An 18,639-nucleotide genomic window follows, 5' to 3' on the forward strand; every position below is an offset into this window, starting at 1 on the left:
GAGTATACCAAAAACATTGGTATACTCTTTTTCCTATCTCGTTTATTTTTCTTTTAACACACTATGTAATCGATCAGGGTAATTTGTAAACATTCCTGTAGCACCCCATTTAATTAACAATCTCATATCTGGTTTCTCATTTATTGTATACGGGTGAATTAACAGTCCATTTTTCCTAGCCATTTTCATATATGACTCATCAATAATTAGTTCTCCGTTATCATTTCGTAAGTTTGGCCCAATACCAACTGCATACTTTTTAATTTCTTGAAAATCATCATTCGTTACACTTTTCGGTTCATGTGTAATACTAGACCACTCAACAATCTCATTGTTTTCATTTGGATAATACCAAAGCAGTTGAACTAACGGAATATTTTTATTCATACTATGAATCTTTGTTAAGCTATCTTTACTAAATGATTGAATCATAACACGGCTAGAAGACATGTTTTGACCTACTAAATTATATTTTTTTAATAAAGCTAATAATTTCTCTTCCATTCCTGGATACACATCTGGTGATTTTGTTTCAATGTAATACTTCATGCTTCTTCCGTACTTTTGGAAGATTTCTTCAAGAGTCGGAACCTTTTGACCAACGTACTCTTGCTTAGCCTTTTCTGGATAAGCTTTATTGAACCAAGATCCTGCATCTAAGCTTTTTATTTCACTTAATGTTTTATCTCGTACTTCCCCTGTACCATTTGTAGTGCGATCAACTGCTGTATCATGCATTGCAATTAATTGGCCATCCTTAGTTAATTGAATATCTAACTCCAAATAATCCGCTTTCATTTTTTTCACTAAATCATAAGAAGCAAAAGTGTGCTCAGGTGCATGTCCACTTGCTCCGCGATGTGCAATATTTAAAAACTTATTCGTATTCCATTCATGCTTCCCTTCTGATTTCGCATGAACAGCTCCCCCAGCAAAGATACTTCCCGTCATAAAGAAAATAACTAAAACGCTAATAATTTTTCTCATCCTTCTAACCCTTCCTACGTTGCAAATTTCAACAAGCTAATGAGATTTACACGAAATAGAAGACATACTTTCATTATTTTTATAAGCCTATATTAAAATTCCAATCTTACAAATATATTTTCTCTATGTTATTAATAAAGAAAACTATTTCATTCCTATAGCCTCCTTTTCACATGTAACTCCCTATTGTGTACGGTTCATTCAATAAAAAAAGCCATAATTTATTTAGAGGACACTCCTGTATCCCTAAATAAATTTATGGCTTTTCTCAAATATCTCCGGCCTCTATTAACTTGTCGAAATTAATCATACCAAACCTATTAAATTTTGTGAATATGATTTTTTAATAAAGTAAAACTTCAATCAACCAAGTTTTATGCATCCTCCATTGAGTATTAGTCCACACTGCTCAGACTTTTATGGACAATGATTAGCTATAATGTCTTTTTGTTTTTATCAACTATTTTATTTACATAATATTATTATCTTTTATAATAACTTTCATTTTTTACAATTCTTAGTTAAAAAATGGATAATTTATATACAACCACACTTCCTTATTTATTTGAAAATTTCATAATAAATTGTTCATAACCTCTTCAAGTACTGTGTTTATTGGAGATATAACCTCTTTCCCTGAACGCCACCCTATAAAGCCATCAGGTCTAATCAATACAGCACCTCCATTCTCTATCCCATATAATTTGCTAAAAACATCTTCTTGAGCAATAAAGTCTCCACTTAGACCAACTCGATACACTTTTATATTTATTCCTAATTTAGATGAAGCATCATGTGCAGCTTCATCCCAAGAACAATTTTCTATTCCTGTAAGTAATACAAAATTGTTACCGAATAAGTCTAGTATAGAAGCTTCTTTCCCTTCATACGCCCCAAAAAAATGTGGTGCTCGCGTGCCAGGTCTTCCGTTCAACTCTACTACATCCATTCTATGCGGAGTGTTGGAGTCATCTATAATCGCCTCTGAACAATACTGATACCCAACAGTTACAGCTAAACCATCCATATTATTCAAACTGCCTTCCTCTCTATTCGCAGCACGAAATAATAAACTACTCGCATAATCCGTCGTTAATTTTGCAACAGGGTATCTCTCATCATGGTATGTTTCTAACAATTTCGGTTTTGCTTTCCCTTTTATAACAGCAGCTAACTTCCAGGCTAAATTATGCGCATCTTGTATTCCCGTATTTGAACCAAATCCTCCTGTTGGCGGCATAATATGTGCAGAATCACCAACTAAAAAAATGCGATTATCTTGAAATTTTATCGCTGTACTTTCACTCGCTTCCCACGGTAGAACACTTAATATTTCTGATTCAACATTTGTACTTCCAATTGCTGTTTGAATAATTTGTTTGCAACGTTCTATATTGAAATCCTCTGGCCCCTCTCCTTTTAATGGATCGTAGGCTACATGATAAATCCATTTTTTTACGTTATCAACCGGGATGAGTGCACCAAGAACCTCCGGATGAAGTACCATAGAAAAACCGAATGCGTCTCCTTGTATAAACTCACTTAAATCAGCTTCAAAATAAATATTCATATAATAGCCACCAATGGTTCCACGACCCTCAGTTTTAATCCCTAACTGCTCACGTATTTTACTTTTCGCCCCATCTGCTGCAATTACATAATCACAATGTATGACACTCTCTTTTTCTGTTTCACGATCTCGAATCGTTGCTTTTACCCCGTTCTCATTTTGTTCAAATAAAATTAATTCATGATAAAAAGATAGTTCTCCGCCTAATGTCTTCGCTTCTTGTAACATCATTTCTTCTAAAATAATTTGATAACAAGCAGTTTGTTTTGATGCGCTAATCTCTTCTATTTTTTGAAGTAACTTTTCATCGTTTCCATACTGAGTGGCTCTCATTTTTTCCAATTCTTCCTTATTCGCCTCAGCTATTGTACGAACCGCTATTCTTCCTCGGCAATTTTCTAGTGCTGTCCCCGCCAATTTAATTCTATTTTCTAAACCTAATTCTCGAAATAACTCCATTGTACGTAAAGTAAGCCCGCCTGCTTTCGGATGAATTGCAGTAGACGGATGTCTTTCAATAAGTAAGTACCTAATATTATGTTTTGCAAGAAATAACGCAGACGCTAATCCTGATAATCCCCCTCCAACAATTAAAACTGGTACATAATTTGCTTTCATATATTTATCCTCCACATCATTGTTCTGAGCTCAGTATCATAAATATAATTAAAAAAACCATTAAAATATAGACTTATATTTCATTTTGAATTATCATATAGATAGATTACGCCCCAAAATCCCTTTTACCTTTTCATACATCTATAATCCACCTGAATTGTGTGTGTATGAAAGAGTAAAACAAAAGAACTTACTTTACGTTGAGCCATGTTTTATTATAGAAATCAGAAATAATACAAAAATTATAAGCGATCATAACCTTATGGATTATATAAGGTTGCGATCGCTTATTTTATTGTTAAATCATTTTTCATTTTTAAAACTTCATCTATTGAGTTATGTAATCCTTCCAATCCCTTTTCTATCCCTCTATAATTTTCAACAATAAAAAATTCATTCGTCTCGATTTTCTTTCCCAATATTGCAGCTCATACAACAATCATGTAGCATTATCGTATCGATGCAATGGTTCATCATCTTAAACCTTTCGACTAATTTATTGGAGGCAAAGTGATTGAAATGAATAAACAAGAACAATTAAATGTTATAAAAAAAGATTTTATTGATTCTCAAAAAGTATTATTGGCAATTGGCGATGAAACAAGGCAAGCTATTTTGTTAGTTCTCATGGAAACGGAATGTCAAACCGGATTACGTGTAGGAGAAATTACGAAGCAAACACACCTTTCCCGCCCAGCAGTATCACATCACCTTAAGATTTTACGAGAAGCTGGTATTATTTTAATGCGAAAAGAAGGCACAAAAAACTTTTATTATATTGATATACGTACAAAATTAGGTTTATTAAAAAATCTTGTGTTAGATATTGAAAAGCTGTTGCACAACTTTTATTGAAATAAAGATACGGTATTTGGAGGTATAAGAAATGAAAGCAATGATAATTGATAGATATGGAAAAGTCCCAATGCGTATGACAGAGGTACCTACTCCTGAAATAAATGAGTATGAAGTGCTTGCAGAAATTCATGCAGCTAGCATTAATCCAATTGATTTTAAAATACGCGACGGAAAAGTAAAAATGTTACTGAAATATGAAATGCCCCTAATACTTGGTAATGACTTTTCCGGTGTCATCGTAAAGATTGGGGCAAAAGTGACTAACTTTAAAGTCGGTGATGAAATATATGCACGCCCAAGAAAAAATAAGATTGGTACTTTCGCGGAGTATATAGCCATTCATGAAGATGATATAGCTTTAAAACCTAATAATTTAAGTTTTGAGGAAGCTGCTTCGATTCCACTCGTTGGCTTAACATCATATCAAGCATTACATGACATCATGCAATTACAAAAAGGACAAAAGATTTTAATTCACGCTGGATCCGGTGGTGTTGGTACTTTTGCTATTCAGTTAGCAAAAATAATGGGTGCCACTGTTACAACGACTGCTAGTGAAGCTGGTGTAAATTTAGTAACGTCTCTTGGCGCAGATGAAATTATTAATTATAAAACAGAGAAATTTGAAGATATACTAAAAAATTATGATGCGGTATTTGATACAATCGGCGGTGCAACACTTGAAAAATCATTCAATATTATAAAAAGCGGAGGAAACATTGTTTCCGTTTCAGGCATGCCGAATGCTCGCTTCGGTAAAGAATTTGGTTCAGGATTCTTTAAAACTCTCTTATTTTCATTAGCCAGCAAAAAACTTACCGCACTTGAAAAAAAGCATAATGCTCAATATTCATTTTTATTTATGAAGCCAAGCGGGGATCAATTACGTACTATTGCAAACTATATTAAAGCTGGACAAATCAAACCTGTAATCGATCGAGTTTTCCCTTTTGAAGATGCTCAAAAAGCAATGGAATATTCAGAGTCTGGAAGAGCAAAAGGAAAAATAATTGTAAAAATGAAATAATAATAAAACCTCCATTTTCTTAAAATGGAGGTTTTAAATTTGCTGTTAAATAGACATTGTGCAATGAAGTCCTTACAATAGATTGCAAGGGGAAATATTATATTATACTTTTAGTTAACTTTACAAAGAATACATACGTACAAATACATATCCTAATTACAAAAGAAGAGGAGATAAAATGACTAAAAATAATGAAGCTGGTTGGAATTTAGATAATAGTTATACGACTTTACCACAATCATTCTATACAGAAATCCCCCCTACTCCCGTAAGTTCACCGGAGCTAGTTAAACTAAATCATTCACTAGCAATATCTCTCGGCTTTAATCCTGAAGAATTGAAAAAAGAAGTTGAAATTGCTATTTTCGCTGGTAATGCATTCCCTGAAGGAGCTCATCCATTAGCTCAAGCGTATGCCGGTCATCAATTCGGACATTTTAATATGTTAGGCGACGGCCGTGCCCTTTTAATTGGCGAACAAATTACTCCTTCCGGTAAACGTTTTGACATTCAACTGAAAGGTTCTGGCCCTACTCCGTATTCACGCCGCGGTGATGGTCGTGCTGCACTCGGTCCGATGCTACGTGAGTATATTATTAGCGAAGCAATGTATGCACTTGATATTCCGACTACTCGAAGTTTAGCAGTTGTCTCAACTGGCGAACCAACATATCGTGAAACAAAGTTACCCGGAGCAATTTTAACTAGGGTTGCTAGTAGCCATATACGTGTTGGCACATTTCAATATGCTGCCGCTCGTAGTTCTACCGAGGATCTTCAATCACTAGCTGACTATACAATCAAAAGGCATTATCCAGAAATTGAATCTCATAAAAATCCATATACTGCATTACTACAAGAAGTCATTAAAAGACAAGCAAGTCTTATCGCTAAATGGCAACTTGTTGGATTTATCCATGGTGTAATGAACACTGACAATATAACGATTAGTGGGGAAACGATTGATTACGGTCCTTGTGCATTTATGGACAATTACGACCAAGGAACCGTATTTAGCTCTATTGACACACAAGGCCGTTATGCATATGGAAACCAACCATATATGGCTGCTTGGGATCTCGCTCGTTTAGCTGAATCTTTAATACCTATCCTACATGAAGATGAAGAAGCAGCATTAAAGATTGCACAAGACGAAATTTCAAAATTTAGCGTACAGTATGAAAACAATTGGTTCCTTGGAATGAAAAAGAAATTAGGACTATTTAGCAACGAGGAACAAGATCAATCACTTATTGAGCAACTTTTAAAAATGATGGAGAAATATAAAGCGGATTATACAAATACCTTCCGTTCTTTAACTCTTGATACTATCGAAAATACAGCTCTATTTGAAAGTCCTGCATTTAAAGAATGGTACAAACTGTGGCAATCTCAATTAGAAAAACAAGAAGAATCAAAAGAGAACGCCTATGAGATGATGAAAAATAATAACCCGTCGATCATCCCAAGGAACCACCGTGTGGAAGAAGCATTAGAAGCAGCTGTTACAGATGGAGATTATAGCATAATGGAGAAACTTCTTGAAGCTTTATCAAATCCTTATGCTTATTCTGCAGAGCAAGACGAATACTGCGTTCCACCTGCGCCGACGAATCGTCCTTATCGTACTTTTTGTGGGACTTGATTGTTTAATATGTAACAAGGTGTGTTCATACCAATTGTGTGAACGCACCCTTTTTATATCCCCCCACTCAACTAAAACTTTAAAACGCACATCCCTCGATGCCATTTCTTTAATCCAAAACAAATTCTACACTATTCCAATAGACTTACTCGTAAGCTTGTTAAACAAATATTGAGAAATATAAAACATCATTTCTAAATATTTTTATTTTTGATACTATATTTTATAAGAATATTCAAAAAGTGAGGGGATTTCATGAACGTTCAACTACAAGGTAATGAACAAATTACAAAATTATTTAATGACTGGTATTTGGCTATGCTAAAACAAGATGTATCCCAAGCGACAAACTTAAAGCATGAAATTGAGGAAAAGGAACTAAACTTCGAGGAAGATGAAAATTTAGCATTATATCATTCCTTACTAGAGTTTCGACATAAAGTTTTGACAGATAGTTTAAGTATTTCAAAAGATAGCTTTGATAAAATAGATTCTTACGTAATCTCATCCAACCATCCACTGTCTTACTACTATCACTTCTTTAAAGGCATTTATGCAACTTTAACCACAGACTATAACATAGCTAGCGAACATTATGAACAGGCTAAGTTATTATTAGTAAATAACACTGATAATCTAGAGCATGCTGAATTTTATTATCGAATGGCGATTTTCCATTATCACTTTTACCAACCAATTGAATCCATTGAATATGCAACTAAAGCTAAAGAGATTTTCGATAAACAAACTGGCTACGAAGTTAAAGTTGGATTATGTAAAAATACATTAGGTGCCTCATTTGTATATTTAAAACAATATGAACAAGCGGAAGAACAATATAATTCAGCAATACACCTTTTACAAAAATCTAATGAAAAAGAATTAATTTTAAGTGTACGTAATAATTTGGGTTGGTTATATGCGAGTCAAAACCTCTCCACACTCGCAATCCGTCACCTATCAGAAGTAACTGAAAAGAAGCCTACACATTTCAAAGCTCTCTTCTTGCAAGCAAGAGAACACTCTAAACTAGATGAAACAATTTTCGCTGAAGGATTAATCCAAAAAGGGTTAAAAATTTGTACGGAATTAAATAATGAAGAATATATATATCATTTTAAAATTCTAAACGAACTAAATAATAATGTTGGTTCTGAAGAATTAGAAACAATTATTCTTAAAGGAATTACGTTTTTCGACAAAGAATTATTATATAACTACACTCAAGAATACTCAGAAAAATTAGCTGTTAAATTTTATAGTGAAAATAACCACATTAAGGCAAGTGAATATTTTCATAAAGCGTTACAAGCAAAAGAAAAAACGTTTGAGAAAGGGGCATTGAAATGATAAAAAAAATTAGCTCTGTTTTTTTAGGACTATCTGTTTTCGGTATTTTGGCTACTGGTATTCATAGTTCATTTACATACCAAGCGGGTCATGCTGATCTTCCTGCACCACAAAGACCTGACCTTGTTCAATCCGTTGGCGTAAGTACAGACTACAACTCAACAACAACTGAAAAAGCACTTTAAAAAATGAAAGACCTTCAATTAAGAAGGTCTTTTTAAATACGCTTATTTAGAATATTTCCCTTTCATGCAGGTTTTATTTTCTCATCAACTCCGCAATCCTCTTACTCCCCTCACTACCAACTTTCTCAAGTTTCTCCACAACTAAATTCCGTCTCTCTATAGAATGATTTTGACTTAACTTCGCTTTTCCTTCTATTTTATTTATCTTTATTTTAAACCCAACTATCCCCTTACTTAACCCTGCCATATAATCCGGGTCTACATCATCAAGTGAGTAGGTGCTCTGTGGATCTTCATATTTATGTACTAAGTCTTGAAGAGAATTTAATAATTCCTGTTTATCTTCAACAACTTCTAACTCTCCATATACATGTACTGCAACATAGTTCCATGTTGGTACAGCTTTGTTTGTTTCATACCATGACGGAGAGATGTAACTATGCGGCCCTTGAAATATAGCTAATACTTGCTGATTCTCACTATCTTTCCACTGTGCATTCGGACGTGCGAAGTGACCATATAACGTGAGCGTTTCCCTATTTAGCAACAACGGTAAATGCGTTGCATATGGTTCCCCGTTATGTTGAGAAAATAATGTCGCAAAGCTATTTTGTTCAATTGTTTCGTACTTCATCTCTTCATCTTGTATTGCAAAATATTTTGGTATGTACATTAGCTCCCTCTTTTCCGCTCTTTTCTATTTTCGTTCCTATTATATTTAGTAATCGCATCAATCAACAGGGCCATTTTGTCATTATTTTATAGTGGCAGCATTCAATTTAATAAGAATAGGTCGCATGTACTTAATGCGACCTTAGTTTATTTTTCCAAATATATTTGTAATAAATGCTGTTTTACCTTCGCCATAGCTCGATCGATTTTTCGACTCTCTTGCTAACTCTTCCTTCAAGTTTCCATACTCATTAGCTACTTCAGTATGTTCACGCAGGTAATCTCGAAACGCTATATGCCTTCTCAACTCTTCACTATTTTTATCACACACATATAAATGATGTTCCATCCAAACTGTATTTCCCTCGTTCCATGGAACGAACGCATCCTTTCTTCCAAACGCTTCTCTTCCTTTAAAGCTCCATTCTAACTGATGATAGTACCCTATCTTCTCCAGTTTTTTTACTACCTCATGAAAAATTTCGTACTCTTCTATTACAACATCAATATCTAATATTGGTTTTGATGCAAGCCCTTTAACAGATGTACTCCCAACATGTTCAATAGATACAATGCTGTCTTCCATTACATTGTTAATAAGAGTGTGCATTTTATTAAATTCACTTTCCCATTTGACATCATATTCTTCGATAGCAATTCTCTGCTTCAACGTATCCCTCTTCTCAAAATAAATTATAACCGTTGAATATGAGTATCCTTAAAATCCGTCTCATATTTCAACCCATATCCAAACATTCGATCCATTCCAATATGTGCTATCCATATTAAACCAATCATAATAACTATATCTATCTTAAAATAAACACCTATGATAACAATTAATATCGATATGATATATGTGTGAAATAAATTATAAATGTTAGCACCAACGTGATTATTGATCCCATACGCTAACATGGATAAATCCGGCGCTAAAAGGAATACAAAAAATATAATCCAACTAAATTCATATATCGAATACATATAAATCGTGGCTAAAAATACAACCATTCCTTCAAAATGTACAATACGTTTTTGCATTATTTATCATTCCTCTATTTCAAATGAAATGCTTATCTCTTATTTTTCTATATTTATTGATAAATTTCCCCTTTGTATTTTTGACCAAACTGTCGCTAATATTGGCCCTGCAATGTTATGCCATACTGCCGCTAATACACTTGGGAGTGCAGCAGCCGGTCCAAAATGCAAAATACTTTCCAGCTATATTACTTATCGCTTCTAGTATTTTCATCCACTCAGCCCCTATCTTTTAATTGAAACACCTTATTCGGATTCAAAATATTTTGCGGATCAAGAGCTTTCTTTATTTTCTCCATTACAAATAATGCCGCCCCATGTTCTTCTTCTTGATACTTTCGTTTTCCGATTCCAACGCCATGTTCTCCTGTACACGTTCCTCCTCGTTTAAGAGCATACAGAACGATACTTTCGTTTATTTCGTCTGCCTTCTTCACTTCCTCTTTATCATTTGTGTCAATCATTAAGAGTACATGGAAATTCCCATCCCCAACATGACCGAGAATACCACCAATAAGGCCTACTTTATCTAATACCTCTTTCGCATGTTGAATTGCGCCAGCTAATTCCGAAATTGGCACACATACGTCTGTACTCATTAGCTTTTTACCAGGATAACTATGCACGTAAGAGTACGCTAAGTTATGTCTTGCATCCCACAGTTTATTTCTCGCTGCTGTTTCCGTCTCAAACGCAATTTCTATACATTTATAATCAAGAACGATTTCTTTCGTAAATTCAATATCTTGCTTTAACCCTGCTTCATTGCCGTGAAACTCTAAAAACAGCGTCGGTTCTTCTCTGTAACTTGTTTCATTGTAATGATTTACTTGTTTCATAGATAATTCATCAACGAGTTCAATTCTCGCGATTGGAATACCTGCTTGTAATATGTTAATTACAGCTTCTACTGCATCATTTATAGTTGGAAACGATGCCCTGGCAGCCATAACATGCTCTGGTATACCATATACTTTTAAAGTTAATTCCGTAAAACATCCAAGCGTCCCTTCTGAACCTACGAAAATACCATTTAAATGATAACCTGATGATGACTTCGCTGCTAAATTCCCCGTATGTATTATGCCTCCATCAGCTAGAACCACTTCTAAATCACGAACTTGATCACGCATTACGCCATACTTAACCGCTGTCGTTCCGCTTGCATTTGTAGCAGCCATTCCACCTAACGTTGCATCGGCTCCTGGGTCTACACTAAAAAACAAACCGTATTTCTTCAGTTCTTTATTGAGCTGAGAGCGGGTCACTCCTGGCTGTACTCTCACAAGAAAATCTTTCTCCCTTATTTCAAGTATTTTATTCATAAGAGAAAAATCCATTGTGATTCCCTTTTCATACGGAATTACATGTCCTTCTAAACTAGAGCCTACCCCAAATGGAACGACAGATCTTTTATGCTCACTCGCTACTTTCATTATCCCGCTAACCTCTTCGGTCGTTTTTGGAAAAACAACTACATCAGGTAAACTACTAGTATGGTAAGATTCATCTTTACTATGTAACTCTCTTACTGTCTCATTTATTACTACTCGCTCTTCAGGAAGTATATCCTTTAATTCATTTACTAAATGCTCAATTGTTATTTCCATAACTAACTCTCCTTTTTTAATTTTAAAATAAGTATACCATTTTTATACAAAATAATTAGAAAAATGAGATTTTTAACTTTAAACATACAAAAAAGAACTTGCAGCACTCGCTACAAGTTCTTTTTAAACTACATTTTATATGACTTCTTTATTAACAACATAAACCAAATTAAAGTAACTGCCATCAATGAATGAGAGAAACCTACAATATACGTTAACCCTTTAAAATCCTCTCCATTTAATTGAAGAAGCCCTCTCGCTGCCAGCGAACCTAACATTAAAGTTAATGCAATGTTATGTAAAACAAACCATTTATTAAATCCTTTCACTTCATGAAACGCGAATACTTTTGCTAATCCTAAAGCAATTAAAAAGAAGAAAAAACCAAGTACAAGTGTATGTGTATGTAAAAGATTTAATAAAGTAGAGCCTAAAATCCCTTTATACTTCCCATACTCCCTAGCAAATATTCCTGACAATAAACCGATAATTAAATACGTAAACGATGCATTATATAATTTTTTCATTATATACCTCCTTGAGTAGAATGTGTAGTGTGTCATATTTAGTAATAATGATAGTTATATAGTAAAAACTCCTAGTCACCTAGGAGTTATTGTATAAGCATCTCACTCTTTACAATCAAATCTAATTATAAAATATCCTTTTATACAAAACAAACGAACTTTATGTGAACAAGTAGAGCGTAATTAAAATATGTTGCACTTTTGTATTACGCAATCCATACTAATTGTTATAACATTTAAAGGTGGTGCAATAGATTGATAGTTCTTGAAACTGAACGACTCACTCTTCGTTGGCTCGATATAAAAGATGCTCCGTTTATTCTTGAATTAGTAAACGATCCTGCATGGATTCAGTTTATTGGCGATAAAGGGGTTAGAAACTTAGAAGACGCAAAAAATTATATCGTAAACGGACCAGTCGATATGTATAACAAACTCGGATTTGGCCTTTACTTAGTAGTAAGAAAAGAAGACCTCACGCCACTTGGCATGTGCGGTCTTATTAAAAGAGATTCATTAGAAGATGTTGATATCGGCTTTGCCTTTTTAGAAAAATTCCGTTCAAAAGGATATGGCCACGAGTCTGCTTCTGCGGTAATCGAATACGGTGTACAAAAATTTGGACTGAAACGAATTGTAGCAATTACTTCAATAGATAACACCGCCTCAGGAAAGCTTTTAGAAAAAGTAGGATTGCAGTTCGAAAAGATAATTTCAGACTCAGGAGAAGATTTAAAATTATTCGGGTATAACGTATAATACTTAAGACGCAATTCATTGAACCTCTTCCTATAACTGAAGGTTTTGGCAAGGAAAAGAACAGCCAATTACTTAAAAAGTATTTCTGGCATTTGTTCCACGAGCAGACAACCAAAATGGTGTCCTATATTTTATTGCAAGAATTCCTAAATCTCCCCAAAATTCATTTTAAATTTATAATGAGTGAGTTCATTTGCATATAAAAAAGACAGGGATAATTAGAATATTACTTCATTGAAAAAAACAAAAAGGAACCCTTTACGGATTCCTTTTTATTTTTCACTCTTTTTCAAACAGTGCATTTTTGCACCTAACTTTAGTATAACCTATAATTTCTATAAAATAAATATGATTTATTATTATGTCCAGGAATTATTTTAAGCCACTAGATACTGCTGTCCAGAATTGTTTATTCTCCTGTCCTATTGCATAAACGGAAACCCCTGCAAGATTCTTTGTGATTGTATAGTGAGTTTTTTGTTTAATACTTGTTTCATCCTCATACCAAACTTCATGCTTATGATTATTTTTATCCGTATACGTAAACACCATCGAACCAGACGCTCCATCACGACGCGGTTTTGCATTTGTTTTTTGAATAAGTTCATTTGTGTCCTTCCAAGCAAGCATTTTGCTATTACTTTTATCACTCAAATCCCAATCATTTCCGTATGCAGGGATACCCATAATAATTTTTTTATTATCTACCACTCTAGTAGTGTAATTTAGATTTTCTTCTAACCATGGCTTACTAATAGTAGATCCTGGTTGACTCCATGTACCATGTTCATCGTAAGTCATTACTTGAAGAAAATCTACATTTTCACCTAATTGAGCATAATCAAATGGCCATGTCCATGTATTCTCACGATCATCCTCATTCTTGGCAGGAACCGATACCATAACAGAATGACCTGAACCATGGAATTTTTTTGATGTCTCTTTTACAAAAGTAGTAAGTAAGTCCCGATCTTCTGGCTTAATATTTTCTAAATCAATATTTACGCCATCATACTTATATTTAACAACTATATTATATATTTGATTTATTAATTTTGTTCTTTTCCCTGAATTAGAAAGAACGTTATGAGCTAAATTCTCGTCAAAGTAATTAATATCATTATTAAAGTTAGATAAAGCTGCATAAATTTTTATTTTATTTTTTTGCGAATAGGACAATACTTCTTTAGGTGCTTCCCCTTGCACAGTACCATCTGCATAAAAGAAAAAGTTATCTGTTGATACTTGATTCATCGCTGGTTGTGTTACCTTTAGAGAATCAGTGGATGTACCATATAAGGTATACCCGAGAACAATAGGTTGTTCTGTGCTATCGGCAGAAACTAACATAGTATTGTATGCTAGAATTGCAGATAGGCTGAAAGCGATTATGTACGGTTTTAACTTCATTTTTCTATCTCTCCTTTTTTGAGTAATATATATTCACGAATATAAATCTGATTATCTTTATAAAAAGATTATATAGATACAATATAAATTACTCTATAGTAAATTACCTCAACTGAAAAATTCTCTCCCTTCATCACTCCAAGTGTTTACACCGTGTAAACACCACAAACAAATAGTAACCCTAAGTTTTTTTAATGTCAACACTCATTTTTATTGTGTGCAATAGACAATACTAAAAATTCTAGACCAGATATATAATCTTGCTTAAAATTAAGAATTTCACAAAAAGATAGTTACAACGTGTTAACACACATATATAATTCAAATCGCTAGGGTATTTACACGATGTTAATACCTTTATCCTCTCTAAAAATGATAGTTTGTACACTATACAAAAGCTCTAAGGAACTTGTTGAATGAAAAAATTCAGGAAATAACAAACATTACTTAGCAAGTACTTTCAGTTTAAAAGAAGGTATAGTTTTTACATTAGTAAATACAGACGCAGCTGAGAATTTGAACACTAAAACGAACATACGCACAAAAACCAAAATCACAAACTCGTTACTAAATAAGCAATTTGTTTAGTAACGTAATAATATAAACTGATACTATATGTTTTTATATAACCTGATTACCATATGACTAATATTGATTTGTAATTTATTTCATATTAAAATGGTGAGTAATATTAATAAATAAAAACTATTTACAATATGGAGTGCAAATTAATGGTCTCAACACGGGAACAAGAATTAGAACAGATGCGTAATGCTAGAAGAATACAAATTTTAGATGTTGCATTGGAGTTGGCCTTAGAAAAGGGATTAATGGATATCACTATTGTGGATATCGTTAATAAAGCAAAAATTAGTAGAGTTACCCTTTACAAATACTATAAATCCATTCATGAAATTTTATTTAATATTCAAATCCGAATCTTAACAGAGTTACTAGAAGCTGAAAAAGAAGAAGTACAAAACGGAACTAACGCTTTCGAAAAGATGGAATCTATGTTTAAATTTATTAGTCATCAATATCAAACAAACTCCTCCCAATTCCGCTTCATAGGCTTGTTTGATCAATTGTATTCTAAATCGTATCCTACACCAGAGTTAGAAGAAAAATATACATCTATTACAGGGCAAGCTTTATTCACATTACAAGAATTAATCGAAGAAGGAATACAAGATGGTTCATTCCGTAAAGATATAGATCCTCGATTACTTGCCTTAACCATTACCCATATCTTATTGGGTACCTTATATCGAATGGCTACGAGAAGTGATGTGTATGAAAAAGAAAGTATTGACTGCTCTGATGAACTGTTACAAACTTTAATTAACTTTTTAATTACTTCTGTTTCTCACAGATAACTATCTAGGCTTCTTCACATTTAGAAAAGCTATTTATATTTTAGGTTGAAGGTCTAACTAATTATCTATTGATAAATAAGTATAAAAAAGAAGTTCTACTCAATATAGATAGAACTTCTTTTCACTTTACTTCACATATACGGAGTTCTCACTTATTCATTCCACATCGTGTTTAAAAACATGAGAAACTCATCTTCATTTACAGGTTTACTGTAATAATAGCCCTGAATTAGATAGCATGCATTTTGTTGTAACACTGTTAACTGTCCCTTCGTTTCCACCCCTTCTGCTATCACTTTCATATTTAAAGTATGCGCTAGTGAAATAATGGTTTGTATAATTTCATCTCCATCAGTAGAAGTTTCGATCCTATTAACAAATTCTCTCGGAATTTTCAAAGTATCAATTGGATACAGTGGCAGATACGCTAATGAAGAATAACCTGTACCAAAATCGTCAATTGATAAATGTACACCATATGATTTTAATGCTTTTAACTTCGATAAAGTTTCTTTTTCATCTACCATTGCTATTCGCTCTGTTAATTCCAAATCAATAGAACTAGCAGGTACTCCTATTTCTTCTATGGTCGATATAATTATTTGGACAAAATCTTTCTGTTCAAACTCTATAGCTGATAAATTTATCCCCATCTTTAGATTTGAATAGCCCGCAGAATGCCATTCTTTCAGCTGTCGACACGCTTTCTGTAATGTCCATTTCCCAATTGAAATAATCTGCGACGTTTCTTCTGCGATAGGTATAAACTCAAAAGGAGAAATCAGCCCGAGCTCTGGATGTTGCCAACGTAGTAAAGCCTCTGAACCAATAACCTTACCTGCCTTACTATCAATCTGTGGTTGATACAATAAAAACAACTCATTATTTTCAATTGCATTTGGTAAATCCTGTTCTAATCGTAATCGACGGGTTATTTTTCGAGATAATGTCTCGTCATACATACAAACAGCATTGTTACCTTTTTCCTTTGCACTATACATAGCGATATCAGCATGTTGTAAAAGTGTAGTAGTATTTATTCCTCCAAACGGATACACTGCTATTCCTATACTAAGAGATAAGTAAAAACTATGCTGATTTACTACAAATGGTTCTTCAGTTATACGAAATAAAGTTTCACACAAATCCAATAGCTGTTGCTCTGTTTGGTTATGGATAATGATCGCAAACTCATCTCCCCCTATTCTTGCTAGAGGAATAGTCGGTGACAGACATGTCCTAAAACGGTTGGCAACTTCTTTTAAAACCCTGTCACCAATCGAATGACCCAGTGTATCATTAATAGTCTTAAAGCGATTCAAATCAATATACAAGAGCCCAAGCTTATCCTGTGTTTTTTGTGCACGCTTAATAGATTTTTCTAATTCTTGTTGGAAGAATATACGATTTCCAATCTCCGTCACCGTATCATGGAATGCAAGATAATTTATCTCATCCTGCTGTTGTTTCATCCTCGTTATGTCTTTTACCATTACATAACTCCCAAAGGTTTGTCCTTCTATCATAATAGGAACTATAGTGACATACCAAAAGAGTATGTCCTTCTCATTGTTATTTTTCACACGTAACTGTAACGAAGATGAACTACATCGTTTTCCTTTCTTTATAGCCGATTCCAATTCAGATTTATCCTCATCTAAAAAAATAGAGAAGCACTCTTTCCCTATTAATACAGCACTGTCTTTTCCTAATAACATACTTCCAGCCTGGTTTATATTTAATACGGTACCATTTGAATCAATCGTTAATATAGGATCCGGATGATACTCATATAGTGACTTAAATCTCTCTTGATTTTTTACCAAATCATTAGATTTGTTTATTAAATCCATTGTTCTTTGAGATACTGTTTGTTCTAATTGATTATTAAACACTTTTAATGTTTCAGTTAAATCTTTGTTTTGCATTCGTACGATTGTATGACGAATCAGTACAAATACAAAAGCAATACAATTTCCCATAATCAGTGTAGATGAAGAAGTTTGCTCTTTCAAAGTAAAGCCAATTAAAACTGTAACTGCAAGATAAGGGAAAATGACAAGAATTTTCTTTCCAAATGTCGGATTAATAATAAAATAATTTCTTTTAGAAGATGCATTCTTTGGAATTGTAGCAGCAATAGCGATAAATAATAGGAAAACTCTATACAAACACCTTAATAATATAACTGAACGATCTGATAAATCGTCTTGTAAATAAAAATACAAGTAGTCCGTAATAGCCAATCCGGTTAATACTAGGATAAAAATAAACAATTTACTTTTTGTATTGAAAATAGCTGGTCGAAAGATTAGGGTAACTCCAAGTAATAGAAGCAATAAATCTAAAATCGGAAAAATAAATGAGAGAAAAACATCTCCAATTGATAAAAATAAGATATTTGCAGAAGGTTTATTAAATAGGTACCACTCTAATGTAAAAATAGCAGTAACAACAATACATAAATCACAAAGTAAATACGCTTTCTCCCACTTGTTACATTCCATCATGATTTTATAAAAGAACGCAAAGAGAAAGAAGAATAAGAAAAACAACAAAAATACATCAGAGATATTAAAATTTTGTATTGGCAATTCCACATTAAGTACTTGAAAAGCGGATATGAAATTCCCTATCAAGAAACACCCTATTGCAATAATAATGCAAACCCAGAATACTTCTAACTTAATTTTTCTAGCTAATATAGAATACAGTAATGAGATAAACACAGTAGTTTCAATGACTAAAGATGATAGTCGGATATTAAAATCTGATACGAAATAATGATTCGGAAAAACAAATAAAAATATAAAGCAAAAGCTTATATAAGCTATTAAAGCCAATATCAATACATAAAATTGCACATATGCATGTTTACGCAATGGACTCACCTTCTTGAGTTTTTTCTATACTTTTATTAAAAAATGTCTTGATAGTGGCACAACTCCTACTAATTAAAATGTGTGCCACCTATTATCCATATTATGACCTTTTTAAAAGATTT

Annotated in this window: 16 protein-coding genes and 1 pseudogene; 7 read left to right on the forward strand and 10 right to left on the reverse strand. The window is 33.2% G+C overall.

What is annotated here, in order from left to right; translation table 11 throughout:
* Positions 1–42: 42 nt before the first annotated feature.
* Positions 43–987 (reverse strand): glycerophosphodiester phosphodiesterase, encoded by a 945-nt coding sequence (locus tag ACS2MN_RS10855; protein ID WP_001226354.1) that lies wholly within the window; start codon positions 985–987, stop codon positions 43–45.
* A 574-nt stretch (positions 988–1,561) separates the two neighbouring features.
* Positions 1,562–3,175, reverse strand: a complete 1,614-nt coding sequence (locus tag ACS2MN_RS10860) for an FAD-dependent oxidoreductase (RefSeq protein ID WP_142336582.1) — start codon at positions 3,173–3,175, stop codon at positions 1,562–1,564.
* Between the two features lie 510 nt (positions 3,176–3,685).
* Between ACS2MN_RS10860 and ACS2MN_RS10865 the strand changes: the two genes are divergently transcribed.
* The 5 genes from ACS2MN_RS10865 to ACS2MN_RS10885 all read left to right on the forward strand — a co-directional run bounded on the left by ACS2MN_RS10865 (position 3,686) and on the right by ACS2MN_RS10885 (position 8,240).
* Positions 3,686–4,030 (forward strand): ArsR/SmtB family transcription factor, encoded by a 345-nt coding sequence (locus ACS2MN_RS10865; protein ID WP_000571879.1) that lies wholly within the window; start codon positions 3,686–3,688, stop codon positions 4,028–4,030.
* A 31-nt stretch (positions 4,031–4,061) separates the two neighbouring features.
* A complete protein-coding gene (locus tag ACS2MN_RS10870) occupies positions 4,062–5,060 on the forward strand; it encodes an NADP-dependent oxidoreductase (protein ID WP_000646450.1) in 999 nt (332 codons plus the stop codon).
* Between the two features lie 178 nt (positions 5,061–5,238).
* Entirely contained in the window at positions 5,239–6,705 is a 1,467-nt protein-coding gene (locus ACS2MN_RS10875) for a protein adenylyltransferase SelO (RefSeq protein ID WP_098710294.1), read from the forward strand.
* A gap of 255 nt (positions 6,706–6,960) precedes the next feature.
* Positions 6,961–8,055, forward strand: a complete 1,095-nt coding sequence (locus ACS2MN_RS10880) for a hypothetical protein (protein ID WP_346994451.1) — start codon at positions 6,961–6,963, stop codon at positions 8,053–8,055.
* Positions 8,052–8,240: a Phr family secreted Rap phosphatase inhibitor gene (locus tag ACS2MN_RS10885; protein ID WP_000592018.1), complete on the forward strand. Its 189-nt coding sequence runs from the start codon at positions 8,052–8,054 to the stop codon at positions 8,238–8,240. Before ACS2MN_RS10880 ends, ACS2MN_RS10885 begins: the two co-directional genes overlap by 4 nt.
* A 73-nt stretch (positions 8,241–8,313) precedes the next feature.
* On the opposite strand, the gene ACS2MN_RS10890 is transcribed toward ACS2MN_RS10885, so the two are convergent.
* From ACS2MN_RS10890 to ACS2MN_RS10915, 6 genes and pseudogenes are all read right to left on the reverse strand, one after another.
* Positions 8,314–8,913, reverse strand: a complete 600-nt coding sequence (locus ACS2MN_RS10890) for an FMN-binding negative transcriptional regulator (protein WP_000275802.1) — start codon at positions 8,911–8,913, stop codon at positions 8,314–8,316.
* 141 nt (positions 8,914–9,054) lie between these two features.
* Entirely contained in the window at positions 9,055–9,582 is a 528-nt protein-coding gene (locus ACS2MN_RS10895; protein ID WP_000813516.1) for a GrpB family protein, read from the reverse strand.
* Between the two features lie 23 nt (positions 9,583–9,605).
* On the reverse strand, positions 9,606–9,953 hold the full coding sequence (locus ACS2MN_RS10900) for a DUF4260 domain-containing protein (RefSeq protein WP_001172067.1): 348 nt from the start codon (positions 9,951–9,953) through the stop codon (positions 9,606–9,608).
* 39 nt (positions 9,954–9,992) lie between these two features.
* Positions 9,993–10,121 (reverse strand): annotated as a pseudogene (locus tag ACS2MN_RS10905) (transporter); the annotation flags it as partial.
* 50 nt (positions 10,122–10,171) lie between these two features.
* Complete coding sequence (locus ACS2MN_RS10910; protein WP_098709960.1) at positions 10,172–11,563, reverse strand: FAD-binding oxidoreductase; 1,392 nt, start codon at positions 11,561–11,563, stop codon at positions 10,172–10,174.
* Between the two features lie 128 nt (positions 11,564–11,691).
* Positions 11,692–12,090 carry a DUF2871 family protein gene (locus tag ACS2MN_RS10915; RefSeq protein WP_098709961.1) on the reverse strand — a complete coding sequence of 133 codons (399 nt, stop codon included), beginning with the start codon at positions 12,088–12,090 and terminating at the stop codon, positions 11,692–11,694.
* A 255-nt stretch (positions 12,091–12,345) separates the two neighbouring features.
* Here ACS2MN_RS10915 and ACS2MN_RS10920 point away from each other — a divergent pair, with 255 nt between their 5' ends.
* Entirely contained in the window at positions 12,346–12,849 is a 504-nt protein-coding gene (locus tag ACS2MN_RS10920) for a GNAT family N-acetyltransferase (RefSeq protein ID WP_098709962.1), read from the forward strand.
* 372 nt (positions 12,850–13,221) lie between these two features.
* Here the strand turns inward: ACS2MN_RS10920 and ACS2MN_RS10925 are convergent, their stop codons facing one another.
* A complete protein-coding gene (locus ACS2MN_RS10925; protein ID WP_000769448.1) occupies positions 13,222–14,259 on the reverse strand; it encodes a glycosyl hydrolase family 18 protein in 1,038 nt (345 codons plus the stop codon).
* Between the two features lie 731 nt (positions 14,260–14,990).
* Here ACS2MN_RS10925 and ACS2MN_RS10930 point away from each other — a divergent pair.
* Complete coding sequence (locus ACS2MN_RS10930; RefSeq protein WP_087948783.1) at positions 14,991–15,635, forward strand: TetR/AcrR family transcriptional regulator; 645 nt, start codon at positions 14,991–14,993, stop codon at positions 15,633–15,635.
* Between the two features lie 152 nt (positions 15,636–15,787).
* Here ACS2MN_RS10930 and ACS2MN_RS10935 read toward each other — a convergent pair whose 3' ends face one another.
* On the reverse strand, positions 15,788–18,517 hold the full coding sequence (locus ACS2MN_RS10935) for a sensor domain-containing protein (protein WP_016108871.1): 2,730 nt from the start codon (positions 18,515–18,517) through the stop codon (positions 15,788–15,790).
* Positions 18,518–18,639 lie beyond the last annotated feature (122 nt).

Source organism: Bacillus cereus group sp. BceL062 (genome assembly GCF_051780025.1).
GTDB lineage: Bacteria > Bacillota > Bacilli > Bacillales > Bacillaceae_G > Bacillus_A > Bacillus_A toyonensis.

Excerpts from the sequence above, each read along its gene's own strand:
- ACS2MN_RS10860 (WP_142336582.1), bottom strand. The coding sequence starts at position 3,175 with ATGAAAGCAAATTATGTACCAGTTTTAATTGTTGGAGGGGGATTATCA.
- ACS2MN_RS10880 (WP_346994451.1), top strand. The coding sequence starts at position 6,961 with ATGAACGTTCAACTACAAGGTAATGAACAAATTACAAAATTATTTAAT.
- ACS2MN_RS10870 (WP_000646450.1), top strand. The coding sequence starts at position 4,062 with ATGAAAGCAATGATAATTGATAGATATGGAAAAGTCCCAATGCGTATG.
- ACS2MN_RS10855 (WP_001226354.1), bottom strand. The coding sequence starts at position 987 with ATGAGAAAAATTATTAGCGTTTTAGTTATTTTCTTTATGACGGGAAGT.
- ACS2MN_RS10915 (WP_098709961.1), bottom strand. The coding sequence starts at position 12,090 with ATGAAAAAATTATATAATGCATCGTTTACGTATTTAATTATCGGTTTA.
- ACS2MN_RS10930 (WP_087948783.1), top strand. The coding sequence starts at position 14,991 with ATGGTCTCAACACGGGAACAAGAATTAGAACAGATGCGTAATGCTAGA.
- ACS2MN_RS10900 (WP_001172067.1), bottom strand. The coding sequence starts at position 9,953 with ATGCAAAAACGTATTGTACATTTTGAAGGAATGGTTGTATTTTTAGCC.
- ACS2MN_RS10925 (WP_000769448.1), bottom strand. The coding sequence starts at position 14,259 with ATGAAGTTAAAACCGTACATAATCGCTTTCAGCCTATCTGCAATTCTA.
- ACS2MN_RS10910 (WP_098709960.1), bottom strand. The coding sequence starts at position 11,563 with ATGGAAATAACAATTGAGCATTTAGTAAATGAATTAAAGGATATACTT.
- ACS2MN_RS10890 (WP_000275802.1), bottom strand. The coding sequence starts at position 8,913 with ATGTACATACCAAAATATTTTGCAATACAAGATGAAGAGATGAAGTAC.
- ACS2MN_RS10885 (WP_000592018.1), top strand. The coding sequence starts at position 8,052 with ATGATAAAAAAAATTAGCTCTGTTTTTTTAGGACTATCTGTTTTCGGT.
- ACS2MN_RS10875 (WP_098710294.1), top strand. The coding sequence starts at position 5,239 with ATGACTAAAAATAATGAAGCTGGTTGGAATTTAGATAATAGTTATACG.